The organism is Dactylosporangium sp. NPDC049525, assembly GCF_040676755.1.
Classification (GTDB): Bacteria; Actinomycetota; Actinomycetes; order Mycobacteriales; family Micromonosporaceae; genus Dactylosporangium.
The window spans coordinates 117,364-140,447 of record NZ_JBFAPO010000013.1 but is presented as its reverse complement, the minus strand read 5'-3'; the positions used below and the strand labels follow the sequence as shown (position 1 = coordinate 140,447).

General features: G+C 70.9%; 20 protein-coding genes. 16 read left to right on the top strand and 4 right to left on the bottom strand.

The genetic code is table 11. The features are described from left to right. Positions 1-46: 46 nt before the first annotated feature. Genes rnc through mutM form a run of 3 tightly spaced genes read left to right on the top strand, consistent with a single transcriptional unit; the run spans position 47 to position 2,788 of the window. Positions 47-715, top strand: coding sequence for a ribonuclease III (rnc, locus tag AB0K00_RS20950; RefSeq protein WP_363523141.1), 669 nt, complete (start codon positions 47-49; stop codon positions 713-715). Then, positions 699-1,871, top strand: coding sequence for a mannosyltransferase family protein (locus tag AB0K00_RS20945; protein WP_363523004.1), 1,173 nt, complete (start codon positions 699-701; stop codon positions 1,869-1,871). Before rnc ends, AB0K00_RS20945 begins: the two co-directional genes overlap by 17 nt. A gap of 47 nt (positions 1,872-1,918) precedes the next feature. Further along, on the top strand, positions 1,919-2,788 hold the full coding sequence (gene mutM, locus AB0K00_RS20940) for a bifunctional DNA-formamidopyrimidine glycosylase/DNA-(apurinic or apyrimidinic site) lyase (protein WP_363523002.1): 870 nt from the start codon (positions 1,919-1,921) through the stop codon (positions 2,786-2,788). Here mutM and AB0K00_RS20935 read toward each other — a convergent pair. Both AB0K00_RS20935 and AB0K00_RS20930 read right to left on the bottom strand, forming a co-directional pair. After that, positions 2,709-3,491 carry a spherulation-specific family 4 protein gene (locus tag AB0K00_RS20935; protein WP_363523000.1) on the bottom strand — a complete coding sequence of 261 codons (783 nt, stop codon included), beginning with the start codon at positions 3,489-3,491 and terminating at the stop codon, positions 2,709-2,711. The two genes, mutM and AB0K00_RS20935, sit on opposite strands and share 80 nt — an antisense overlap. Positions 3,492-3,517: 26 nt before the next feature. Beyond that, entirely contained in the window at positions 3,518-4,168 is a 651-nt protein-coding gene (locus AB0K00_RS20930; RefSeq protein WP_363522998.1) for a CAP domain-containing protein, read from the bottom strand. Between the two features lie 294 nt (positions 4,169-4,462). Here AB0K00_RS20930 and AB0K00_RS20925 point away from each other — a divergent pair, with 294 nt between their 5' ends. The 3 genes from AB0K00_RS20925 to AB0K00_RS20915 all read left to right on the top strand — a co-directional run bounded on the left by AB0K00_RS20925 (position 4,463) and on the right by AB0K00_RS20915 (position 9,173). Beyond that, entirely contained in the window at positions 4,463-4,657 is a 195-nt protein-coding gene (locus AB0K00_RS20925) for a hypothetical protein (RefSeq protein ID WP_203846253.1), read from the top strand. A gap of 350 nt (positions 4,658-5,007) precedes the next feature. Continuing rightward, entirely contained in the window at positions 5,008-8,580 is a 3,573-nt protein-coding gene (gene smc / locus AB0K00_RS20920) for a chromosome segregation protein SMC (protein WP_363522996.1), read from the top strand. Beyond that, positions 8,577-9,173: an HAD family phosphatase gene (locus AB0K00_RS20915; protein WP_363522995.1), complete on the top strand. Its 597-nt coding sequence runs from the start codon at positions 8,577-8,579 to the stop codon at positions 9,171-9,173. The genes smc and AB0K00_RS20915 overlap by 4 nt, the downstream gene beginning before the upstream one ends. On the opposite strand, the gene AB0K00_RS20910 is transcribed toward AB0K00_RS20915, so the two are convergent. Continuing rightward, entirely contained in the window at positions 9,170-9,652 is a 483-nt protein-coding gene (locus tag AB0K00_RS20910) for a glutathione peroxidase (protein ID WP_363522993.1), read from the bottom strand. The two genes, AB0K00_RS20915 and AB0K00_RS20910, sit on opposite strands and share 4 nt — an antisense overlap. A gap of 282 nt (positions 9,653-9,934) precedes the next feature. On the opposite strand from AB0K00_RS20910, the gene AB0K00_RS20905 reads away from it, so the two are divergent. The 6 genes from AB0K00_RS20905 to AB0K00_RS20880 all read left to right on the top strand — a co-directional run bounded on the left by AB0K00_RS20905 (position 9,935) and on the right by AB0K00_RS20880 (position 17,194). Continuing rightward, positions 9,935-11,326 (top strand): aldehyde dehydrogenase family protein, encoded by a 1,392-nt coding sequence (locus AB0K00_RS20905; protein ID WP_363522992.1) that lies wholly within the window; start codon positions 9,935-9,937, stop codon positions 11,324-11,326. Continuing rightward, positions 11,323-12,777, top strand: a complete 1,455-nt coding sequence (locus tag AB0K00_RS20900; RefSeq protein WP_363522990.1) for a sugar ABC transporter ATP-binding protein — start codon at positions 11,323-11,325, stop codon at positions 12,775-12,777. Before AB0K00_RS20905 ends, AB0K00_RS20900 begins: the two co-directional genes overlap by 4 nt. Beyond that, positions 12,774-13,742, top strand: coding sequence for an ABC transporter permease (locus AB0K00_RS20895; RefSeq protein WP_363522989.1), 969 nt, complete (start codon positions 12,774-12,776; stop codon positions 13,740-13,742). Before AB0K00_RS20900 ends, AB0K00_RS20895 begins: the two co-directional genes overlap by 4 nt. Further along, a complete protein-coding gene (locus AB0K00_RS20890) occupies positions 13,739-14,674 on the top strand; it encodes a substrate-binding domain-containing protein (RefSeq protein WP_363522988.1) in 936 nt (311 codons plus the stop codon). Before AB0K00_RS20895 ends, AB0K00_RS20890 begins: the two co-directional genes overlap by 4 nt. A gap of 9 nt (positions 14,675-14,683) precedes the next feature. Continuing rightward, complete coding sequence (locus tag AB0K00_RS20885; protein WP_363522987.1) at positions 14,684-16,468, top strand: discoidin domain-containing protein; 1,785 nt, start codon at positions 14,684-14,686, stop codon at positions 16,466-16,468. 285 nt (positions 16,469-16,753) lie between these two features. Further along, positions 16,754-17,194: an NUDIX hydrolase gene (locus AB0K00_RS20880; RefSeq protein ID WP_363522985.1), complete on the top strand. Its 441-nt coding sequence runs from the start codon at positions 16,754-16,756 to the stop codon at positions 17,192-17,194. Positions 17,195-17,271: 77 nt separating this feature from the next. On the opposite strand, the gene AB0K00_RS20875 is transcribed toward AB0K00_RS20880, so the two are convergent. After that, positions 17,272-18,933: an alkaline phosphatase D family protein gene (locus AB0K00_RS20875; protein WP_363522984.1), complete on the bottom strand. Its 1,662-nt coding sequence runs from the start codon at positions 18,931-18,933 to the stop codon at positions 17,272-17,274. A gap of 109 nt (positions 18,934-19,042) precedes the next feature. Here AB0K00_RS20875 and ftsY point away from each other — a divergent pair, with 109 nt between their 5' ends. From ftsY to AB0K00_RS20855, 4 genes are all read left to right on the top strand, one after another. Next, positions 19,043-20,281, top strand: a complete 1,239-nt coding sequence (gene ftsY, locus AB0K00_RS20870; protein ID WP_363522982.1) for a signal recognition particle-docking protein FtsY — start codon at positions 19,043-19,045, stop codon at positions 20,279-20,281. Between the two features lie 51 nt (positions 20,282-20,332). Further along, complete coding sequence (locus tag AB0K00_RS20865; RefSeq protein ID WP_033357818.1) at positions 20,333-21,121, top strand: aminoglycoside phosphotransferase family protein; 789 nt, start codon at positions 20,333-20,335, stop codon at positions 21,119-21,121. A gap of 175 nt (positions 21,122-21,296) precedes the next feature. Continuing rightward, positions 21,297-22,685, top strand: coding sequence for an ammonium transporter (locus AB0K00_RS20860; RefSeq protein ID WP_363522981.1), 1,389 nt, complete (start codon positions 21,297-21,299; stop codon positions 22,683-22,685). 27 nt (positions 22,686-22,712) lie between these two features. Beyond that, positions 22,713-23,051: a P-II family nitrogen regulator gene (locus tag AB0K00_RS20855; RefSeq protein ID WP_033358035.1), complete on the top strand. Its 339-nt coding sequence runs from the start codon at positions 22,713-22,715 to the stop codon at positions 23,049-23,051. Positions 23,052-23,084 lie beyond the last annotated feature (33 nt).

Below are 23,084 nucleotides of genomic sequence, written 5' to 3'. Positions count from 1 at the left end.
CCCGACCCCACTCGAGACCGCCTTCGAGGTGGACTTCGAGCCCGACATGCTCCGGCGGGCGCTGACCCACCGGTCCTTCGCCTACGAGAACGGCGGCCTGCCCACCAACGAGCGGCTCGAGTTCCTCGGCGACGCCGTGCTCGGTGTGGTGATCACCACCGCGCTGTTCAACAACCACCCCGACCTCGCCGAGGGGCAGCTGGCGAAGCTGCGCGCGAGCGTGGTCAACATGCGCGCCCTCGCCGACGTCGCCCGGCGCCTCGGCCCCGAGGGCATCGGCCCCTACCTGTTGCTCGGCAAGGGCGAGGAGGCCACCGGCGGGCGCAACAAGGCCAGCATCCTGGCCGACACGCTCGAGGCGCTCATCGGCGCGATCTACCTCCAGTACGGCCTGGACACCGCCGCCACGGTGATCCACAAGCTGTTCGACGAGCTGATGGCCGAGGCGGCCCTGCGCGGCGCCGGCCTCGACTGGAAGACCAGCCTGCAGGAGCTCACCGCCGGTCGCGGCCTCGGCGTCCCGGAGTACCGCATCGACGAGGAGGGCCCCGATCACGCCAAGCGGTTCACCGCCTGGGTGATCGTCGCCAAGCGCCGCTACGGCGGTGCGCAGGGCGGCAGCAAGAAGGAGGCCGAGCAGCGCGCCGCGGAGGCGGCCTGGCGGGAGCTGTCCGCGCGGTCACCGGAGAAGGGCGACGATGGCCACCGTGATTGAGGTGGCCCGGCGCCGGGGCACGCAGATCCAGTGGGCACTTCCGCTGGCGGTCTATGCGCTGAGCCGCCTGCTGCAGCTGACGTTCGTCTGGTGGATGGCGGACAACGGCGAGGTCCGCAGCCGGCTGCTCGCCTGGGACGGCGGCCACTTCGTCCGCCTCGCCGAGGAGGGGTACCCGACCGGGTACAGCTACACGACCGAGGGCGCGCTGACCGGTAACGGGCTGGCGTTCTTCCCCGGATACCCGATGCTGGTGCGGATCGTGCACCTCGCGACCGGCCTGGAGGTCGGCACCGCCGCGATCACCGTGGCGTGGATCGCCGGCGCGTTCGCCGCCGTGCTGCTGTGCGCGCTCGGCACCCGCCTGTACGACGAGCGGGTCGGCGTGGCGCTCACCGCCCTGTTCTGCACCCAGCCGATGTCGATGGCGCTGTCGATGGCGTACTCCGAGGCGCTGTTCGTCGCGATGGTCGCCGGCATGTTCCTCTTCGCGCACCGCGGCGACTGGCTCCTCGCCGGCGTGTTCGGCCTCGGCGCCGCACTGACCCGGCCGACCGGCGCCGCCGCCGCGCTCGGGCTCGCGGTCGCCGCCGCCATGGCCGTGCACCAAAGCCGCCGCGCGGCCCGCGATCCCGACGAGAGCGACCCGCCGAAGCCCATCTGGCAGCCGATCGCCGCGGCCGCCCTCGCGCTCGCCGGGGTCCCCGGATACCTGCTGTGGGTCGGCCTGCGGGTCGGCGACCTCGGCGCCTGGTTCGACATCCAGACCGCCGGCTGGGGCACCACGTTCGACTACGGCAGGTCCACGTTCGAGTTCGTCCGCACCGCGCTGCGCACCGGCGACGGCTGGATCCAGGTGAGCATCGCCTGGATGGTCATCGGCGTGGTCGTGCTGGCCGCCGTGGCCGTGGCGAAGAAGGTGTGGATCCCGCTGCAGGTGTACGGCCTGATCGCGCTCGTCATGGTCCTCGGCCAGGGCGGCTACTACCACTCCAAGCCGCGGCTGCTGGTCCCGGTGCTGCTGATCCTGGTCCCGCCGGCGATCGCCCTGGGACGGGCCAAGCCCCGCACGGCGGCGCTAGTGTTGTCGGGCTGCGCGGCGTTCGGGTTGTGGTATGGCTCCTACCTGATCACCGTCTGGCATTACGCGATCTGACCTGATCGCTTTCTGGCACTCCGCGATCTGACCCCCATTGGAGACCGATGCCTGAGCTTCCCGAGGTCGAGACCGTCCGCCGCGGCCTCGACAAGTGGGTCTCCGGCCGGCGCATCGCCACCGTCGAGGTGCTGCACCCGCGGGCGATCCGCCGCCACCTGCCCGGCGCCGTCCACTTCGCCGACGTGCTCGCCGGCCGGCTCGTCGGCGCGGTCCAGCGCCGCGGCAAGTACCTGTGGCTGCCGCTCGACGACGAGGACGCCCTCGTCGGCCACCTCGGCATGTCCGGCCAGCTGCTCATGCAGCCGGTCGAGGCGCCGGCCGAGATCCACCTGCGGGTCCGGTTCACCTTCGCCGACGACGGCCCCGAGCTGCGCTTCGTCGACCAGCGCACGTTCGGCGGCCTGGCGGTGTCCGCCGGCGGCGCGATCCTGCCGGCCGAGCTGGTGCACATCGCGCTCGACCCGGTCGACCCGTCGTTCTCCGACGACGCGTTCGTGGAAAGCCTGCGCCGCCGCCGGACCGACGTCAAGCGGGCGCTGCTGGATCAGACCCTGATCTCCGGCGTCGGCAACATCTACGCCGACGAGGCCCTGTGGCGGGCGAAGCTGCACGGCGCCCGGCAGACCGACCAGCTGTCCCGCCCGGTGGTGCGGCGGCTGCTCGGGCACGTCCGCGACGTGCTCAACGAGGCGATCGGGCAGGGCGGCACCAGCTTCGATGCGCTGTATGTCAACGTCAACGGCGAAAGCGGCTACTTCGACCGCTCGCTCAACGCCTACGGCCGCGAGGGCGAGCCGTGCGGGCGCTGCGGCAGCCCGATCCGCCGTGAGTCGTTCATGAACCGGTCGTCCTACTCCTGCCCACGCTGCCAGCCGCGGCCGCGGATCCCGGGAGTGGCCCGGAGCCCGCGTTGATCACCCGGTGCGGGCGGGGCCGGCGCGGCAGCGGGGTCGGCGGGTTGAGCTCGGCGAGCCCCGGCACCTGACCGCACCAGGCGGGCAGGTCAGAATACGGATCCGGGGCGCCGAGGTCGGTCACCATGCCGAAGCCGGCGCCCCGCGAGACCTGCAACCGGGCCGCCTCGTCGAGCTCCCACGGCGGCACGGCGTGCACGAGGTGCCCGTCGCCGGGGAGCGCGCCCACGCCGTTCCACCGGCGGTAGTCGCGCCAGCTGCCGTCGAAGACGCAGATCGGCAGCCCGAGGTCACGGTAGGTCTGGTCGGGCGGGCCGCCCGGGTTGAGCACGACGTCGGGCAGGTCGGCCCGCTGGGCGAGCCGGGCCGCGATAGCGACCGGGCCGATCGAGTGCGGGCTGAGCGGCACCTTGTCGAGGAACACTCCCTGCACAGGGTAACCGGCCCACCGGTACACGTCGGCCCGGATCTGCTCGACCGGCCGGGTGGACAGGTCCATGTCGACGTAGCCGAGCAGCCGCACGCCGGCGGTGGCGAGCCTGCCCAGGGCAGCCGTGTACGCCGGGTCGCGCCCGCTGCCGGGGCCCCCCGCGACGTCGACGACGACGGTGAACGCGGCACCGTGTCCCGCGACGATCTCCCATGCGTGTGGCCGGGCGAGGGGATGCGCCCGCAGTGGCAGGAGCGTCGGAACCCGGTCCACGACCGGACTAACGATGCTGGGCCCCCTCAAGCACGGCCGGTGTCCACGGTCCAGTAGGGCGTCTTGCCGCGCATCGCGGCGCCGACCCCGATGGACTTCGTGGCGCAGTCCAGCAGGACGTCGCGGTCGCCGCCGTCGCGCAGCCAGCCCTTGACGACGTCGCCGGCGTCGCCGCCCTTGGCGACCAGCTCGTCGGAGAAGCCGGTGTAGCCGGCCTTGCTGACCCGGTCCTGGGCGGAGCTGCCGTCGCTGCCCTGGGTGCGGCTGAAGTCGTGGGTGAGCATGTCGGCGCTGTGTGCCCTGGCCGCCGCCCGCAGCTGCGGGTGCATCCGCACCGCCTCGCACTTGGCCTTGCGGCGCTCGCTGTTGACCAGCTGCACGACCCGGTCCTCGTAGCCGCTGTTGAAACTGGCGTTGACCGTGGGGCTGGCCTTGCCGGTGGTGGCGGCGGTGCTCGGCGGGGCGGCACTGGACGCCGGCGCCTCGGTGGGTTCGGGCGTGTCGGCGGGGGCCGGCGCGGCGGCCGCGGCGGCGGCCGAGGGCTCGTCACCGCCGTCGGTCAGCGCGGGCACGATCATCGCGCCGATGCCGAAGAGGATGAGGACCGCTGTGGCGATCGCGGCGACCCCGGTCGGTCCTCCGAGCCGGGCGATCAAGCCGGGCTGGGGCGCCGTCATCGCGGGTCTCCTCGGGCTCAGAATTTCTTCGGCACGACGCTACTTTGCTGTGGCGCTTGCGGGCAACCGGTGGCACACTGCCACGATCGGCTACAGGGGTGTGATCACGCACCCGGGTGAGTGAGAACACCCTGGCCAGGACGTTTGGCATGCCGGTCGGCTTGACTAAGTCGCCGCCCGGGCTGAACATAGAGAGGTCGCCAGTCGCGCCCAATCATGCCCTAGTGCTTCGGTCGCGGGTGCTGGGCGCGCGTTTGCCGGAATCCGACCGGCTGCGCTTATCAAGGAGACGATATGGCTAAGGCCCTCTTCGGCCACGTAGGCGGCGCGCCCGATCGGCGCCTCGTAGACGAGGTCACCCAACTGCGTGCCAAGGTTCGGGCGCTCGAGTTCGAGGTCGTCCGGCTGCGCGCCGAGAATGACCGGCTCGCTGCGGCGGCTGCCGAGACGGATCACCTGATCCGGCTCGCTGAGCCGGCGATGGCCTGACTCTAGGCCCTCGCACGAAAGAAGAACGCCGGCAGATCCGGCGCTCTTTACTGGAACCTACGCAGAACTGAATAGCAAACCCGCGCGCCGACATCCTCTGGGTATCGGCGCGCAGTCATGTCCGCCCCAGGCATGGGCTTTTGCGGTCACGTCCTCACGCGCCGTCAACGCGATGCTTGGCGGCGTGCAATCGTCTAACGACGCAGCGTCGACAATGGTTGCGAATGGCTCTTGGGTGGCCATTCAAGGGGCCCGGACACGCGCATTATGGTGTGCGGCGCTGCCGCATTGGGTATCCTGCCGGGCGGTAGTCTGCCTGGTACCGCACCCACCTCGACCCGTGGAGATCCGTGCATCTCAAGAGCCTGACGGTCAAGGGCTTCAAGTCCTTCGCGTCCGCGACCACGCTGCGACTCGAGCCGGGCATCACGTGCGTTGTCGGGCCCAACGGCTCGGGCAAGTCCAACGTGGTCGACGCGATCTCGTGGGTGCTGGGCGAGCAGGGCGCCAAGGCGTTGCGCGGCGGCAAGATGGAGGATGTCATCTTCGCCGGGACCTCCGGCCGGGCCCCGCTGGGCCGCGCCGAGGTCACCCTCACGATCGACAACACCGACGGCGCGCTGCCGATCGACTACACCGAGGTGTCGATCACCCGGCGGATGTTCCGCTCCGGTGAGAGCGAATACGAGATCAACGGCAACCAGTGCCGCCTGCTCGACATCCAGGAGCTGCTGTCCGACTCCGGCATCGGCCGCGAGATGCACGTGATCGTCGGCCAGGGCCGGCTCGACGGCGTGCTGCACGCCCGGCCGGAGGACCGCCGCTCGTTCATCGAGGAGGCCGCCGGCGTCCTGAAGCACCGCAAGCGCAAAGAGAAGGCGATCCGCAAGCTCGACGCGATGGCCGCCAACCTCAACCGCCTCGGTGACCTCACCACCGAGCTGCGCCGCCAGCTCAAGCCGCTCGGCCGGCAGGCCGAGGTCGCCCGCCGGGCCGCCGGCATCCAGGCCGACCTGCGCGACGCCCGGCTGCGGCTGATCGCCGACGACCTCGCCACGCTGCGCACCACCCTCGACAAGGAGATCGCCGACGAGACCGCGCTGCGGGCCCGCCGCGAGGAGGTCGAGGCGGAGGTCGAGTCGATCAACGAGCGGCTCGCCGTGCTGGAGGCCGAGCACGCCGCCGACGCGCCGGTGCTCGCCGAGGCGCAGGACACCTGGTTCCAGCTCTCCACGCTGCAGGAGCGCTACCGCTCGCTGCACCAGCTCGCCGCCGAGCGGCACCGCAACCTGTCGGCCGCCCCGGTCGACGAGCGCCCCGGCCGCGACCCCGACCAGCTGACCGCCGAGGCGGAGAAGGTCCGGGAGCAGGAGGACGAGCTGCGCGCCGCCCTCGAGGCCAGCCAGGAGCGGCTCGCCGACGCCGTCGACCGGCGCCAGGACCTGGAGCGGCGCCTCGCGTTCGCGGAGAAGGCGATCGTCGCGGCGCACAAGGCCATCGCCGACCGGCGGGAGGGCCTGGCGAAGCTCGCCGGCCAGGTCGAGTCCGCCCGCAGCCGCGCGACCGCCGCCGCCGACGAGATCGAGCGCCTGTCGGTGCAGCTCGCCGAGGCCGAGGTGCGCTCCGAGCACGCCCAGGGGCTCTACGAGGAGGCGAGCGCCGGCGCGACCGTCGCCGACCACGCCAACGCCGACCTGGAGATGCGCCACCAGGAGGCGACCCGCGAGCTCGACACGATCAACAACGAGGTCAAGCTGCACAGCGACGCCGAGCGCGCGGCCGAGAAGGACGCCGCCCAGTGGAAGGCCCGCGAGGAGGCTCTCGCCACCGGGCTGCGCCGCAAGGACGGCGCCGGCACGCTGCTCGCCCGCGCCGACCGGATCCCGGGCATGCTCGGCAGCGTCGCGGCGCTGCTGTCGGTGCAGGCCGGGCACGAGGCGGCGCTGGCCGCCGCGCTCGGCGCGCTCGCCGACGCCGTCGCGGTCGCCAACATCGACGGCGCCACGGCCTCGGTGGAGATGCTCAAGCAGGACGACGCCGGCCGGGCCGCACTGCTGATCGCGTCCGCGCCGACGAGCACGGCACCGCCGGTCGAGCGGGTGCCGCTGCCGCCCGGCGCCGCCTGGGCCCTCGACCTGGTCCGCGCCCCCGACGAGCTGCGGCCGGCCCTGGAGCGGGCGATCGGTGACGTGGTCTTCGCGCCGGACCTCACCGTCGCGAAGCGGATCGTGTCGTATGCGCCCAACCTGCGGGCCGTCACCCCGGAGGGCGACGTCCTCGGCGCGTATGCGGCGGCCGGCGGCTCCGGCAAGCAGCACAGCTACATCGAGGTCCAGGCCGCCGTCGAGGAGGCCCGCCAGCAGAAGGTCGACGCCGAGCGGCGCGTCGCCGAGGCCCGCGAGCTGCTCGCGCTCGCCCGGCACGCGGCCACCGGCGCCAAGCAGCAGGTCGCCGAGGCCGCCGCGGCGAAGAAGGAGGCCGACAGCGCGCGCAACGCCGCCGCCCGCCGCCTTGCCGAGTTCGGCGCCGCCGCCAAGTCCGCCAAGGCCGAGGTCGAGCGGCACGCCGCCGCGCGGGCGAAGGCGGAGGCGGCCCGCGAGTCGGGAGTGACGAGCCTCGCCGACCTGGAGGAGCGGCTCGCGCTGGCCGAGGAGACCCCGATCGACGAGGACCCCTCGACGATGGAGCGCGACGACCTCGCCGAGGAGGTGCCCGTCGCCCGCCAGCAGGAGATGGAGGTCCGCCTCGCGGTCCGCACCGCCGAGGAGCGGGTCGGCGCCCTCGCCGGCCGGGCCGACGGGCTGCTGCGCCAGGCGGCGCAGGAGCGGGCCGCCCGCGAGCGGGCCGCCGCGCGCAAGGCCACCCGGGCCCGCGGCGCGAAGGTCGCGGAGACCGTCGCGTCCGCCGCGCAACTGGCGCTGGACAACCTCGCCGCCTCGATCGCCGAGGCGCAGGAGACCCGGGACCTGCTCGCCGAGACCCGCGCCGAGCGGGAGTCGACGCTGACCGAGGTCCGGGGCCGGGCCAAGCAGTTCACCGGTGAGCTGGACCGGCTCACCAACGCCGTGCACCGCGACGAGGTCGCGCGGGCCGAGCAGCGGATGCGCATCGAGCAGCTGGAGGCCCGCTCGGCCGAGGAGTTCGGCCTGGACGCCGACACCCTCGTCGCCGAATACGGCCCTGACCTGGACGTGCCGCCGACCGCGCCCGAGGTCGCCGCCGCCGAGGCCGAGGGCCGGCCGGTGCCCGCGCCGGTGCCGTTCGACCGGGCCACCCAGGAGAAGCGCGCCGCGAAGGCCGAGCGCGAGCTCAACCTCCTCGGCAAGGTCAACCCCCTGGCGCTGGAGGAGTTCGCGGCGATGGAGGAGCGGTTCAAGTTCCTCTCCGACCAGCTCGAGGACCTCAAGGCCACCCGCCGCGACCTGCTCACCGTCGTCAAGGACGTCGACGACCGGATCCTCGAGGTCTTCACCAGCGCCTACCACGACACGGCGCGGGAGTTCGAGCAGGTCTTCGCGGTGCTGTTCCCGGGCGGCGAGGGCCGCCTCGTCCTCACCGACCCCGACGACATGCTCACCACCGGCATCGAGGTCGAGGCCCGCCCGCCGGGCAAGAAGATCAAGCGGCTGTCGCTGCTGTCCGGCGGCGAGCGGTCCCTGACCGCGGTCGCGCTGCTGTGCGCGATCTTCCGGGCCCGCCCCTCGCCGTTCTACATCATGGACGAGGTCGAGGCGGCCCTCGACGACGTCAACCTCGGCCGCCTGATCACGCTCTTCGAGCAGCTCCGCGAGAAGAGCCAGCTGATCATCATCACGCACCAGAAGCGCACGATGGAGGTCGCCGACGCCCTGTACGGCGTCACCATGCGCCAGGGCGTGACCGAGGTCATCTCCCAGCGCCTCCGCACGGAAGAAGCGGCATGATCCAGCGCCCCACCGCCCTGTTGATCGACTTCGACGGGGTGCTGCGCCGCCATGACCCGTCGATCGCCGCCGCGATCGAGGCCCGGCACGGCCTGGAGCCGGGCGCGATCCTCGCCGCCGGCCTCGAATGGGACCGGCAGCTGCCGGCCATCACCGGGCAGATCACGCGTGAGGAGTGGCTCGAGTCGATCGCCGAGGCCCTGAAGGTCGACGAGGCTGTCGTCGCGGAGTGGGACACCGACAAGGGCGAGATCGTGCCTGAAGTGCTGAAGTTCGTCCGGGATGTCCGCAAAGCCGGGATCAAGGTCGGCCTGGCCACGAACGCCATGGACGACCTCGCCGACGTCCTCGCCCTGCACGGGCTCACCGCCCAGTTCGACGCGGTGGCCAACTCCTCGGAGATCGGGGTGCACAAGCCGGCCCCCGGTTACTTCCGAGCCGCCTGCGCCCTCATCGGCGCGCTGCCGAAGCAGTGCCTCTTCATCGACGACACCGACCGCAACATCCGCGCGGCGCGAGCGGCAGGCCTCTCGGCCTACCGCTACACGCCCGGCGACGATCTGACCTACGCGCGCAAGGCGCTCAACATCTAGAGCGCGGACTCGATCGCCTTGACGACCTCGTCCGACTTGGGGGTGGCCCGGGGCGAGAACCGCGCCGCGACCGTGCCGTCGGCGGCGACCAGGAACTTCTCGAAGTTCCACCGGATGTCGCCGGTGTGGCCCTCGGCGTCCGGGGTGTCGACCAGCTGCTGGTAGAGCGGGTGGCGGGCGTCGCCGTTGACCTCGACCTTCTCCGTCATCGGGAAGGTCACGCCATAGGTGGTGCTGCAGAACTCGGCGATCTCCTCGGTGGTGCCCGGCTCCTGGCCGCCGAACTGGTTGCACGGCACGCCGAGCACGGTGAAGCCGCGGTCCGAGTACTCCTTCTGCAGCGCCTCCAGCTCGGCATACTGCGGGGTCAGCCCGCACCGCGAGGCAACGTTGACGACCAGCACGGGGTGGCCGCGGAACCGGCCGAGGTCCAAGGGATCGCCCTGCAGGTCCGCGATCTCGACGTCGTAGAAGCTCATGCCGTCACCTCCGCTGCGCTCCGGTGCCAGCCTGAGCTCCACCCTGCACTCATGATTCGCACTCCTCCGCTTCGCTCCGGATCGTTCATGCCCTGATCGTATCCACGCTTGACTTCGGAGGTTCGTTCGGTAGATTAACAAAGACCGATTTCGGTGAGCCCACCCTCACTCACCGCGGTCTTGCCTTCATCCTCGCCGGACGGCGCCGGCGGACCTGCCCTGCGCGCAACATGCGCCCCGGGCACGCCCGCGACCGCCGTCTTCGAGGAGGGCTCAGCCATCATGGCCGTTGTCACCGTGCGCAATCCCGGCACCGCGGAAGTGCTGGGGGAAGTGCCGGCGACCGACGCCGCACAGGTCGCCGCGACCGTCGAGCGGGCCCTGCGGGCCCAGCGCGCGATGGCCGCCACCCCCGCGCACGAGCGCGCCGACCTGCTCCGCCGCGTCGCCGACCGGATCGAAGCCGAGCGCGACGACCTCGCCCGGCTGCTCGCCGCCGAGAACGGCAAACCGATCCAGCAGACCCGCGGCGAGATCGACGCCGCCGTCCGCATCTTCCGCGGCACCGCGGCGGAGGCGACCAGGCTCTTCGGCCGGCAGATCCCCCTGGACGCCGTGCCGGGGCTGGAGCGGCACCTGGCGGTCACGATGCGCGAGCCGCTCGGCGTCGTCGCCGCGCTCGTGCCGTTCAACTACCCCGTCGAGCTCTACGCGCACAAGGCCGCCGCCGCGCTCGCCGCCGGCAACGCGGTCGTGGTCCAGCCGCCGGCCCGGTGCCCCCTCACCGTGCTGCGGATCGCCGCGATGGTCGAGGCCGCCGGCGCGCCCCAGGACGCGCACCAGGTCGTCATCGGCGGCGCGGAGGTCTCCCAGCTGCTCGCCGAGCTGCCCGGGATCGCCGCGGTGACCCTCACCGGCAGCACCGCCGCCGGCCGGGAGATCGCCCGCCGCGCCGCCGGCACGCTGAAGAAGGTCTGCCTCGAGCTCGGCGGCAACGACGCCCTGATCGTCTGCGCCGACGCCGACGTCGAGGACGCCGCCCGCGCCGTCGTCCTCGGCCGGCTGGCCCGCGGCAACGGCCAGATCTGCTGCGCGGTGAAGCGGGTGTACGTGCAGGCCCCCGTCCACGACGCGTTCGTCGACGCTCTGGTCGCGCAGACCGCGAAACTGTCGGTCGGCGACCAGCTCCTGGAGTCCACCGACGTCGGCCCGCTCATCGCCGAGGAGGCCGCGGGCCGGGTGCTCGACGCCGTCCGCACGCTCGTCACCGACGGCGCCCGGCTCGTCGCCGGCGGGATCCGCACCCGGGCGTTCATGGACCCGACGGTCCTCGTCGACGTGCCCGCGGACAGTCCCGCGTTCGCCGAGGAGATCTTCGGGCCGGTGGCGCCCGTCGCCCGCTTCGACGACCCGCAGGAGGCGGTCCGGCTCGCCAACGCCTCGCCGTACGGGCTGCACGCCGCCGTCTTCACCCGCGACATCTCCCGCGCGCTGAGCATCGCCAAGCAGCTGGACGTCGGCGGCGTCGTCGTCAACGGCTCGACCGCGCTGCGGGCGGAGAACCTGCCGTTCGGCGGCACCAAGGACACCGGCGGCTACCGGGAGGGCATCCACGACACCGTCCTGGACTTCACCCGGCAGAAGACGGTCGTGGTCATGGACGCCTTCCGATGACGCTGCGACTGCAGGACGTGCACAAGTCCTACGCCGGCGTCGAGGTCCTGCACGGCGTGTCGCTGGACGCCGCGCCCGGCGAGGTCCTCGCGATCGTGGGTGCCAACGGCGCCGGCAAGTCCACCCTGATCAAGATCCTGTCGGGTGCCGTGCCGATGAGCTCCGGCACCCTGTCGTTCGACGGCACCGACCTCGACCTGCGCTCACCGCACGACGCCCACGCGCACGGCATCCGCACCGTGCACCAGGAGCTCTCCCTCGTGCCCGAGCTGTCGGTCACGGAGAACCTGCTGATGGGCAACTTCCCGCGGCGGCTCGGCCTGATCGACTGGCCGGCCGCCCACCGCCGGGCCCGGGAGCTGCTGCAGGAGGCGGGCTTCGGCGTGATCGACCCGCGGACCAGGGCTGGACGGCTGTCCGTGGCGCGGCAGCAGATGGTCGAGATCGCCAAGGCGCTCGTCAGCGAACCGCGGGTGCTCGTGCTGGACGAGCCGTCCGCCGTCCTCGCCGGCGCCGACCTCGACGCGCTGTTCGCGCTGATCCGGCGCCTGCAGGCACGCGGGGTCCTGGTGGTGTACGTGTCGCACCGCCTCGCCGAGGTCCTGGAGCTCGCCACCCGGATCGTCGTCGTCAAGGACGGCCGGGTGGTGGCGACGACCACGCCCGGCGCCACCGACGAGGGCTCGCTCATCAGGCTCATGGCGGGCCGGACCCTGGACCGCATCTACCCGGAACGCCGGCCCACGCCGGGGGAGCCGCTGCTGACCGTCAACGGACTCGGCAGGACGGGGGAGTTCGACGGCGTGTCGTTCACGCTGCGGGCCGGCGAGATCGTCGGGCTGTTCGGCCTGGTCGGCTCGGGCCGCACCGAGCTCGCGGCGTGCGTCTTCGGCGCGACCCGGCCCACCACCGGCACGGCGTTCCGGACCCCGGGCGAGGCGATCCGCGCCGGCACCGCGATGGTCACCGAGGACCGGGCCGGCAGTGGCCTGGTCCTCGGGATGACCGTCCGGGACAACATCGGGCTCACCACCTGGCGGTCCACCGCCCGCGGGCCGCTCATCGACCGCCGGCGACAGCGGGCCGACGCGGCCGCCATGATCCAGGAGCTGGCCATCGCGCCCCAGGGCTGCGCCAACATGCCGGTCGTACACCTGAGCGGCGGCAACCAGCAGAAGGTCGTGCTCGCGAAATGGCTGCTCACCGGCCCGCGGGTGCTGATCCTCGACGAACCCACCCGCGGCGTCGACATGGCCACCCGGGTCGACATCTACCGCATGGTCGACCGCCTGGCCCGCGACGGGCTCGCGGTGCTGCTCATCTCCTCCGATCTGACCGAGGTGCTCGGCGCCACCGACCGGGTCCTCGTCATGCGGCAGGGCCGGCTCACCGGCGAACTGCCCTCCGCCGGCACCACCGAGGAACAGGTCCTGGAAAGGGCGATCGCATGACAACGTTGGCTGTCCGGGTGAGGGGGCGGGACGTGACCGTGGAGGTCGCGTTCACGCTGCTGATCGCGGCCCTGATCGTCGTGGCCGCCACCACGTCGGAAAGCTTCCTCACCCAGACCAACATCACCAACCTGCTCAAGCAGATGGTGAGCACCGGGCTGCTCGCCTTCGGCATGCTCGTCGTCATCCTCACCGGCGGCATCGACCTGTCCGTCGGCTCGGTCGTCGCGTTCGCCGGGATCGTCACCGCCGGGCTCGTCGCCGACCTGCCGATCCCCCTCGCCATGCTGGTCGGCGTCGCGAGCGGGGTCGCGTTCGGGGCGATCAACGGCATACTCGTGGCCCGGTTCGCGCTCGCGCCGTTCGTCGTCACCCTCGCGGCCCTCACCACGATCCGCGGGCTCGCGTTCGTTTACTCCGAGGTGCCGATCGCACCGGCCGACCCGGCGTTCCTCACGCTGGGCTCGGCCATGATCGGCCCCGTTCCCCTGATCACGCTGATCATGCTGGCCGTCTTCGGGATCGGCGGCGTGTTCCTGGCCCGGACGCCACCCGGGCGCTCGATCATCGCCATCGGTGGCAACGCCGAGACGGTCCGCCTCGCGGGCATCGACGTGCGGCGGCACATCGTGCTCGCCTACTGCATCAGCGGCTTCTGTGCCGGACTCGCCGGAATCATCCTCACCAGCAGAGTCGGCATCGCACAACCCAGCGTCGGGGTCGCTTTCGAGCTCGACGCGATCGCGGCCTGCGTCATCGGCGGCGCGAGCCTGTCCGGCGGCCGGGGCTCGGCGAAGGGTGCCTTCGGCGGGGTGCTCGTCCTGGTCCTGATCAACAACCTGCTCAACCTCTACGGCGTGCAGTCGTTCTGGCAGCAGGTGCTCAAGGGACTGATCATCATCGCGGTCATCCTCGTGCAGCGCTCGAGGTTGCCGCGTTCTGACTCTGTGAAGGGACGCGCATGAGAAAAGCTTTATCCCTGCTGCTGGTGGCGGCGCTCGGGCTGGCCGGCTGCAGTGAGGACAAGACGTCCGGTGGCGACCAGCCGAAGAGCTACACGGTGGGCGTCGCCAACTTCCTGCTCAGCGGGCCGTACTTCAGTGGCATGGACACCGCCATCGCCGCGCAGGCCAAGGCCAAGGGCAACGTGAAGATCATCAGCAACGACGCCGGGGGCGACGCCGCCAAGCTCGCCGCCAACGTCGAGGACCTGCTGAGCAAGAACGTCGACGCGATCATTATCTCCGGCGGGCCCCTCGAATCCGCGCCGGCCGCGCTCAACGCGATCAAGGCGGCGAAGAAGCCCGTCATCCTCGTCGACCGAAAGTTCGCCACCGGCGAGTACACCAGCTGGATCGGGCCTGACAACGAGGCCATCGGCAAGCAGGACGGCGAGTTCCTGGCGGCCCGCGTCAAGGGCAAGGTCGCGATCATCAAGGGCGGCCCGGCCGACAACTCGATCGGTCTCGCCCGCACCAACGGGTTGAAGTCGGTCCTCGGCAGCAAGTCCGAGATCACCCTGGTCGAGGCCCCCGACTTCGGCAACTGGGGCTCCGATGGCGGGCTCACCGTCATGGAGGGCCTCCTGGCCAAGCACCCCGACCTCGTCGCCGTCTTCTGCGAGAACGACGCCATGTGCCTCGGCGCGCAGCGGGCGATCGCCGCCGCGAACAAGACCAACCAGATCGTCCTGGCCGGCGTCGACGGGCAGGCCGAGGCGCTCAAGGCGATCCTCGACGGCACCAACTACGTGGTGACCGGCCTCAACAGCCCCAACGTCATCGGCAAGCTCGCCCTGGACCGCACCGTCGAGGTGCTCGGCGGCGCCAAGGTCGAGAAGGACACCGTCGTGCCGTCGCCGCAGATCACCAAGGACAACGCGTCCCAATATCTCTAGGAGCCTGCTGTGAGACGACTGCTCACCGGGGTCTTGATCGCCGGGTCGCTGGTCGCGATCCCGTCCGCCCCCGCCGCCGCGGCGCCGACCTGGCGCCTGCTCTACTCGGAGAACTTCTCCCAGCCCATCAACTCCGGCAACGCCCCGTGGGTCCGTGAGACCTACGCCAACCCGTTCGACACCATCACCGACGACGCCGGGCAGTGGTACCGCAACGACTACGGCCCCGCCTGGACGACGCAGTTCAACTCGTTCAACACGTACCGCAAAGAGTTCACCGTCGGCCAGAACGGCTGGCTGACCGCCTCCCTGTCCGCCCGCGACTTCAACAAGGACGGCGTGCTGGAGGCGCCACCGTCGATCACCACCGCCACGGTCGGCGGCACCAGCGCCGCGGTCCTCAACGTCCCCGAGAGCACCGGCGGGGCGATCTTCCGGCCGACGCAGGCGCTGCCCGACCAGTACCGCATCGAATACAAACTCAAGACGATCGACTTCGGCGGCAAGCGCAACGGCACCATCAACTACAACGGCAAGGTCAACGGCTACAGCACCGCCGGCTGCAAGACCCAGCACCCGTGGGGCGAGGGCTCCAACAGCCCCGGCTGGAGCGGCAACGCCGCCGTGCCCTACTGCGAGTGGCAGGACGTGCGGGCCGGACCGTACGGGTACAACGGCTTCCACTTCCTGTCCATCGTGGACTTCGCGAACCCGGCGCCGCGCAACAACCACTTCTGGCACTACCACCGCAAGGTGCTGATGGACTCCTTCTCCCAGCACCCCGACCGGGTCGGCACCGGCACCGGCGGCCGGGTCTGCAACGCCGCCAACAACACCTACTACAACTACCGCGACGGCAACTTCAACACCGTCAACATGTGGATGTCCGGCATGCCGAACTGGAACCCCGGCGCCGGCGGCCTGCCCGGCAACTCCCAGTGGTTCATGACCAGCTGCTCCGGCGGCGCGGCCGAGAACCAGCTCTCCAGCGCCGCCGAACTGCAGCCTGAGCTGATGCCGAACGAGTTCTACACGTTCGCGATCGAGCGCGACGCGACCGGCTACACCCTCGAGGCGAGCGGCAACTTCGCCCGCTCCGGCCAGCGGACCCTGCGCTTCCACCGCGACTTCGTGGTCAACAACGTGCCGATCTGGCACTACAACACCACGTCGGCCGGGTACAACGGCCAGTTCAACGGCAACCTGGTCCAGAACGACGACTTCGGCAGCACCACCTGGCCGAACCAGTGGCCGGCCGGGTCGGCGTACCCCGACTCGTTCGTCATCGGTGACCTCTACACCAACGTCTACGAGGGCAGCGCCAGCCTCACCGACATCAAGCTGTTCGTCCCGGAGACCACCCCGCCGGTCACGAACCTGGCCCTGAACAAGCCGGCGACCGCGTCGTCGCAGTGCGCCGCCGCCGAGGCGCCCGCGAAGGCCGTCAACGGCAGCTGGACCGCCGGCCTTGCCGACAAATGGTGCGCACTGGGCACCGGGAAGTGGCTGCGGGTCGACCTCGGCTCGAACCAGCAGGTCGGCAAGATCGTCCTGCGCCATGCGGGCGCCGGCGGCGAGAAGACCAGCTGGAACACGAAGGACTACGACCTGCAGACCAGCCTCGACGGCAACACGTGGACCACGGTCGCCCAGATCAGGGGCAACACCGCCAGCACGACCACGCACACGTTCACGCCGGTGACCGCCCGACATCTGCGCCTCAACGTGATCACCCCGACGAACGACACGGACACCGCCGCCCGCATCTTCGAACTGGAGGCGTATTCGAGCTGACCCGGTATTGACCTTGGAGACTTTGACACGCTGGAGTGTGCCAAAGTCTCCAAGGTCAACTGAAAGCTGTGACAGATCATCCTTCTTGCTCCGGTCCGTCGTGGGCACGCGCCGCCGCTCCCGTCAGCCACCGGTCGGCCGTGAACGGCCTCCCTGCCACCTCCGCGGACAGTTGCGGTGACGCGACCTGACGGCCGCGACAAGCACGCGGCCGTGGCCGGCCGCGACGCGACCTGACGGCCGCGACAAACGCGCGGCCGCGACCGACCGGTCTAGGTTTGGGCTGTGGCGGAGCAGCTGGCGGTGGGCGCGGTCGTGCGGCGGGGCAAGGACGTCCTGCTGGTCAGCGAGCAGTCCGACGATGACACCGTTTGGGCGCTGCCCGGTGGCGCGGTCGAGGCGGGCGAGCCGCTGCTGGAGCGGGTCGCGCAGGAGGCCGGGTACGCGGCGGTGACGGCCGAGCGGCTGCTGTGGGTAGCCAGGTACACCGCCGCCGGCGCCCGCTACGAGATGCTCGGCTTCGAGGTGACCGGCGTCGGCCCGCACGACGGGTCGGGGGAGTGGGTCCACCTCGCGGCGGCGGTCGAACGCCTGGGGCAGATGTGGTTCGCGCCGATCCGGGAGCCCGCTGTGGGGTATCTCACCGGACGGGCGAGGGTCGCGACGGTGTGGACGTGGGCGGCGCTGGACGCGGCCCCGGTGACCGTGCCCCGTGTCGGCCCCTGAACAGGCCAGGAGCCGGCACGACGGCGGCGGCCGGCGGTGCGGCGGGGGCAGGCCAGGCCAGGTCAGGTCAGGTCAGGTCAGGTCAGCTTGAGGGAGGCGACCTGGCCGAGGGTCTTGTCGGGGCGGGTGCCCTCGATCATCACGTGGGCGGAGCGGCCGTCGAGCAGGAGCACGCCGACGGCGTTGCCGAAGTACGGGTCGGCGGTCTTGTCCCAGCGGACCGGGGGCCTGGGCAGCCCGACGGTGCGGGCAAGGGCGCGCATGAGCTTCGCCGCGGGCGGGTTCCAGCCGAACTTCATCGCGGGCCGGATGTATTTCGGCATGTCGTTGTGGACCGGGGAGCAGGTCAGCTGGTGGACCGGGCTGACCACCGAAGGGCCCAGGTCGGCGCGGGCGGCATAAGAGTGGTGCACATCACCGGAGAGCACGCTGATGGACGCCGGCGGCGGTGAGACGCCGCCCTGGCCGGCGCCGACCTTGCTGAGCAGCGCGGTGAGGGCGTCGAACGAGCGCTTGAAGGCGGCCCAGTGCTCCAGGTCGACGGCCTGGCGGAGCTTCTCGCCGAACTTGGAGACCCAGTCGCGGGGTGACTCGGCCAGCCGCTCGGTCGCGGCCTCCAGGTGGTGGATCGCCGGGGGCAGCAGCCACGGCAGCGAGGAGCCGATCAGCAGGTGGTCGTAGTCGCCGGGGATCTGCTCGGTGAACCAGGTCCACTCCGACTCCGCCAGCATCGCCCGGTGGCCGCGGGCCAGCACGCGGGCGGCGCGGTTGTCGACGACGACCAGGCGGGTGCGGTCGATGTCGATGACGTAGCTCCACCGGTAGGCGGTGGGTTCGTGGTCGGCGCTGGTGCCGAACGCGTCCAGGACCTCGGTGGCGTCGCCGGCGGCGGCAATCACGGCGGCGTAGATCCGGTCGTCGGCCAGGGCGCTCGGCGCGATGTTGCCGAGGTGCTGGTAGACCCAGTAGGAGGACAGACCGGCCTGGATGCGCTCCTCCCACCAGGACAGCGCGGACATGGCGGTGCGCCAGCGGTCGGAGGTGTTCCAGTCGTCGATGATCTCGTGGTCGTCGAAGATCATCACGCTGGGCACGGTGGACAGCAGCCAGCGGATCTCGGGGTCGCCCCACGAGTCGAGATACAGCTTTGTGTACTCGTGGAAGTCCACTACCTGCTTTTTCGGCGCGTCGGCGCGGCGCTTGCGGCGGCGGAGCCACTTCTGGATCTTCTCGGGGGTCTCGTCGGCGTACACCTGGTCGCCGAGCAGCACGAGCATGTCGGGCCACTCGGTCGGCGCGGCGGCGTTGATCGACTCGATGAGCCGGCCCGCGTAGGCGTCCAGCGCGTCGGGCGGGAAGCGGGTCACGCTCAGCGGGCTCGACTCGCGGCACGAGCCGAAGATCAGCCGGACGGGTGCGTCGCCGGGCCTCGTGCGGATGGCCGAGGGCGGCGAGGTCGAATCCGGCAGCGGCCAGACCTCATTGCCGTCGATCTTCACCGTGTACGGCGTGACCGCGTCGTCCGGCAGCCCCGACACCACGACCAGGGCGTAGTGGTGCCCGTGGACGGTGAAGGTGCGGGCGGATCCGCCGGCAGGGGCGGCGTCGACCTCGACCGTTGCCGGGTGTGACGTCTCCACCCAGATCGTCGCGCGGTCGCCCTCGACGCGGCGCAGCACGGGGCCCAGGACCAGCGGCCCGCGGTCCTCGTCGAGGGTCTGGGATGTGTCGTCCGGCATGTCATGGACCTCCAGGACGGTAGGGGGTGGTGCTCTGAAGATGATCCTGCGTGGGCGGACCTGGCGCCACTTCGGGTCCCGCCGCACGTCGTCTGGGAGGATTCCTGCCATGGAGTCGTACATCGTCTTCGGCCTGGTGCTGCTCGTCGTGGTGATCGGGGCGACCCTCGCGCTGGTAGCGCCCCGTTTCCGCAAGCCACCGACCCTCCCACCGGCACAGAAGCCGACCGCTCCGCCTGCGAAGCAGGCACCGACCAAGCAGGCACCGTCCGTACCGACGAAACCGGCGCCGAAAAAGCAGGTGCCGCCGACCGTCGCGCCGCCACCGGTCAAGGCACCGCCGCCCGTGGTGGAGGCGCCCCCGCCGGTCGTGGAGGCGCCGCCGCCGGTCGTCGAGGTGCCGCCGGTCGAGACGCCCGAGCCGACCGCGGGGCGCCTGGTGCGGCTGCGGGCCCGGCTGTCGCGGTCGCAGAACGTCTTCGGCAAGGGGCTGCTCGCCCTGCTGTCGCGGGACAAGCTCGACGACGACACCTGGGACGAGATCGAGGAGACCCTCATCGGCGCCGACGTCGGGGTCGCCGCGACCACCGAGATCGTCGGCAAGCTCCGCGACCGGGCCCGGGTCCACGGCACCGCCACCGCCTCCGAGCTGCGTGGCATGCTCGCCGACGAGCTCGTCGCCGCGCTGGCGCCGGAGATGGACCGCAGCCTGGCCGCGTCCCAGCGCGAGGGCCGCCCGGCGGTCCTGCTGGTCGTCGGCGTCAACGGCGCCGGGAAGACGACCACCTGCGGCAAGATCGCCCGGGTGCTGATCGCCGACGGTCACACCGTGCTCATGGGCGCCGCCGACACCTTCCGGGCGGCCGCCGCCGAGCAGCTCATCACCTGGGGAAGCCGGGTGGGCGCGGAGGTGGTCCGCGGCCCCGAGGGAGCGGATCCGGCGTCGGTGGCGTTCGACGCGGTCAAACGGGGTATCGAAGCCGGTGTGGACACCGTTCTGATCGACACGGCCGGCCGGCTGCAGAACAAGATCGGCCTGATGGACGAGCTGGGCAAGGTCAAACGGGTGGTCGAGAAGCACGGGCCGGTCGACGAGACCCTGCTGATCCTCGACGCGACCACCGGCCAGAACGGCCTGGAGCAGGCACGGGTCTTCACCGAGGTGGTCGACGTCACGGGCGTCGTGCTCACCAAGCTCGACGGCACGGCCAAGGGCGGGATCGTCATCGCCGTCCAGCGCAAACTGGGCATTCCCGTGAAGCTGGTCGGCCTCGGCGAGGGCCCCGACGACCTGGCTCCGTTCGATGCCCGACAGTTCGTCGACGCACTCATTGGCACGGACGCGTAACCTCGGACGGTAGCTTGGCACGGTAACGACGAAGCTGATGAAGGACGACACGTGACGCAGCAGGAGATCCCCCTCCACGGCGGAAACACCTCCGTCGTGGTGCGCTCGGGAGACACCGTGCGCCGCAACGCCGGCCCCTGGACGCCGGCGGTGCATGCGCTGCTGCGGCACCTGGAGTATGTCGGGTTCACCGGCGCACCACGGGCGTTCGGCATCGACGAGCGGGGCCGCGAGGTGCTGTCCTACCTGGAGGGCGAGTCGGGCGGCTATCCGCTCGCCCCGCACTGGGTGACCGACGAGGCGATGGTGACCGTGGCCACGATGCTGCGGATGTTCCACGACGCGCAGGCCGGGTTCCGCCCGCCGCCCAACGCGGTGTGGCGCTCCTTCGGCCCGCCGCCGCCGGACACCGAGGTGATCTGTCACCACGACGCGGCCCCGCACAACGTCATCTGGCGGCCCGACGGGACGTTGTCGCTGATCGACTTCGACCTCGCCTCGCCGGGCGCCAGGATCTACGACGTGGCGTATGCGGCCTGGACGTGGGTGCCGCTCTTCTCCGACCGGGACTCCTACACGCTGGGCTGGAAGCGGCCGAACCGGCCGCGGCGGCTGCGCATGTTCGCTGACGCGTACGGGCTGACCCCGCGCGACCGGCACCGCCTCGTGCGTGTGATCCGGAAACGCATCGTTGACCACATCGAGGGGATTCGACGGATGGCGGCCGCCGGCGACCCGGCCTTCGTGCGCATCGTGCACAAGGGGCATCTCCGCCGTCCGGTCCGTGACCTGCGGCTCATCGACTATGAACGGCACACGCTCGAATACGCCCTTCGATAGGGCTTGCCCGACGTGTGAAGGTTTCTTCACACGCTGGAAACATGACGTGACGCCTTAGAAACCGCTCAGCGCCGGTGCGCGAAACGTGAGCCCTGGAAGCTCTCGCCCAACCGGCTGACAGGGCGACGCTGCCTCGAAGGTCGGGAGGGAGGATCTCGACTACTAGGAGGCCAGCGTGCCTGAAGTGACTATCGACACCGGCAATACCGCCTGGTTGCTGGTTTCGACAGCGCTCGTGCTGCTCATGACGCCGGGTCTGGCACTGTTCTACGGTGGCCTGAACCGTTCCAAAGGCGTCCTCAACATGATGATGATGAGCTTCTCGACCATCGGGCTCGTCAGCATTCTGTGGCTGTTCTACGGCTTCTCGGCGTCGTTCGGCACCGACACGGCCGGTGGTCTCTTCGGCGACCTCGGGCAGTACTTCGGCTCCAAGACCTATATCGACCAGATGTGGCTGTCGACCGACGACAACGCCAGCGGCATCGGCATCCCCACCTATGTCTTCATGGTGTTCCAGATGACGTTCGCCGTCATCACGGTCGCCCTGATCAGCGGCGCGATCGCCGACCGGGCCAAGTTCGCCGGCTGGCTGCTCTTCGCGTTCGGCTGGGCCACGCTGGTGTACTTCCCGGTCGCCCACAACGTGTGGGGCGGCGGCTGGATCTGGCAGAAGCTGCACCCGCTCGACTTCGCCGGTGGCACGGCAGTGCACATCAACGCCGGTGCGGCAGCACTCGGCGTGGCGTTGGTCCTCGGCAAGCGCATCGGCTGGCCGCGGGAGAGCATGAAGCCGCACAACGTGCCGTTCGTCGCCCTCGGCGCCGGTCTGCTGTGGTTCGGCTGGTTCGGCTTCAACGCTGGCTCCGAGCTCACGGTCGACGGCGTGACCGGTCTTGCGTTCGTCAACACCCAGGTCGCCACCGCCGCGGCCGTGCTCGGCTGGGTCATCGTCGAGTGGATCCGTGACCGCAAGCCGACCCTGGTCGGTGCCTCGTCCGGTGCCATCGCCGGCCTGGTCGCGATCACCCCCGCCTGTGGCTTCATCGACTCGTGGGCCGCCGTCATCCTCGGCCTCGTGGCCGGCATCGTCTGTGCCCTCGCGGTGAGCCTCAAGTACCGCTTCGGCTTCGACGACTCGCTCGACGTCGTGGGCGTCCACTTCGTCGGTGGCTGGATCGGCTCCCTGTCGCTGGGCTTCTTCGCCAACGACGCGCTCAACTCGGCCATCACCGGTGGCCTCGGCTCCAAGAACGGCCTGTTCAACGGCGGCGGTGCGGATCAGCTCCTCGCACAGGCCGGGGCAAGCGGTATCGTGACGGTCTACTCCTTCGCGATCGCGTTCGTCCTCGCCTTCGTCATCGAGAAGACGGTCGGCTTCCGGGTCAGCACGGAGGCGGAGGTCGAGGGCATCGACATCTCGGAGCACGCCGAGAGTGGCTACGACCTGAACAACCCGGGCAGCAGCGGTTCGGCCGGCGGGTTCGCCATGGCCGGGATCGGTGGAAGTGCATCAGCGGCTCCGGCGGCGCAAGCCCCGGCGTCGGAATCAGTTGCCGGTTAGCGTCGAGGGATGACGGAGGGAATGGGCATGAAGCTGGTGACCGCGGTCATCAAGCCGTACCAGCTCGACGCGGTGAAAGAGGCCCTGCACGCACTTGGTGTGGCCGGCCTGACCGTGAGCGAGGTTCAGGGGTACGGGCGTCAGAAGGGCCACACCGAGGTCTACCGCGGTGCGGAGTACACGGTGGAGTTCGTCCCGAAGATCCGCGTCGAGATCGTCACCGACGAGCTGGACTTCGAGAAGGTCGTCGACGCCATCGTCACCGCCGCTCGCACCGGCAAGATCGGTGACGGCAAGGTGTGGGTCACCTCGGTCGACGAGGTCATCCGGGTCCGCACCGGCGAGCGCGGCCTCGACGCCCTGTAGTCGAACGCTGATCTTTACCTGAATACTGATCGC

What these genes read in the sequence shown, in the direction of transcription:
- rnc (WP_363523141.1), top strand. Translation starts at nt 47, where the DNA reads ATGCTCCGGCGGGCGCTGACCCACCGGTCCTTCGCCTACGAGAACGGC.
- AB0K00_RS20945 (WP_363523004.1), top strand. Translation starts at nt 699, where the DNA reads ATGGCCACCGTGATTGAGGTGGCCCGGCGCCGGGGCACGCAGATCCAG.
- mutM (WP_363523002.1), top strand. Translation starts at nt 1,919, where the DNA reads ATGCCTGAGCTTCCCGAGGTCGAGACCGTCCGCCGCGGCCTCGACAAG.
- AB0K00_RS20930 (WP_363522998.1), bottom strand. Translation starts at nt 4,168, where the DNA reads ATGACGGCGCCCCAGCCCGGCTTGATCGCCCGGCTCGGAGGACCGACC.
- AB0K00_RS20925 (WP_203846253.1), top strand. Translation starts at nt 4,463, where the DNA reads ATGGCTAAGGCCCTCTTCGGCCACGTAGGCGGCGCGCCCGATCGGCGC.
- AB0K00_RS20915 (WP_363522995.1), top strand. Translation starts at nt 8,577, where the DNA reads ATGATCCAGCGCCCCACCGCCCTGTTGATCGACTTCGACGGGGTGCTG.
- AB0K00_RS20910 (WP_363522993.1), bottom strand. Translation starts at nt 9,652, where the DNA reads ATGAGCTTCTACGACGTCGAGATCGCGGACCTGCAGGGCGATCCCTTG.
- AB0K00_RS20905 (WP_363522992.1), top strand. Translation starts at nt 9,935, where the DNA reads ATGGCCGTTGTCACCGTGCGCAATCCCGGCACCGCGGAAGTGCTGGGG.
- AB0K00_RS20900 (WP_363522990.1), top strand. Translation starts at nt 11,323, where the DNA reads ATGACGCTGCGACTGCAGGACGTGCACAAGTCCTACGCCGGCGTCGAG.
- AB0K00_RS20895 (WP_363522989.1), top strand. Translation starts at nt 12,774, where the DNA reads ATGACAACGTTGGCTGTCCGGGTGAGGGGGCGGGACGTGACCGTGGAG.
- AB0K00_RS20890 (WP_363522988.1), top strand. Translation starts at nt 13,739, where the DNA reads ATGAGAAAAGCTTTATCCCTGCTGCTGGTGGCGGCGCTCGGGCTGGCC.
- AB0K00_RS20875 (WP_363522984.1), bottom strand. Translation starts at nt 18,933, where the DNA reads ATGCCGGACGACACATCCCAGACCCTCGACGAGGACCGCGGGCCGCTG.
- ftsY (WP_363522982.1), top strand. Translation starts at nt 19,043, where the DNA reads ATGGAGTCGTACATCGTCTTCGGCCTGGTGCTGCTCGTCGTGGTGATC.
- AB0K00_RS20855 (WP_033358035.1), top strand. Translation starts at nt 22,713, where the DNA reads ATGAAGCTGGTGACCGCGGTCATCAAGCCGTACCAGCTCGACGCGGTG.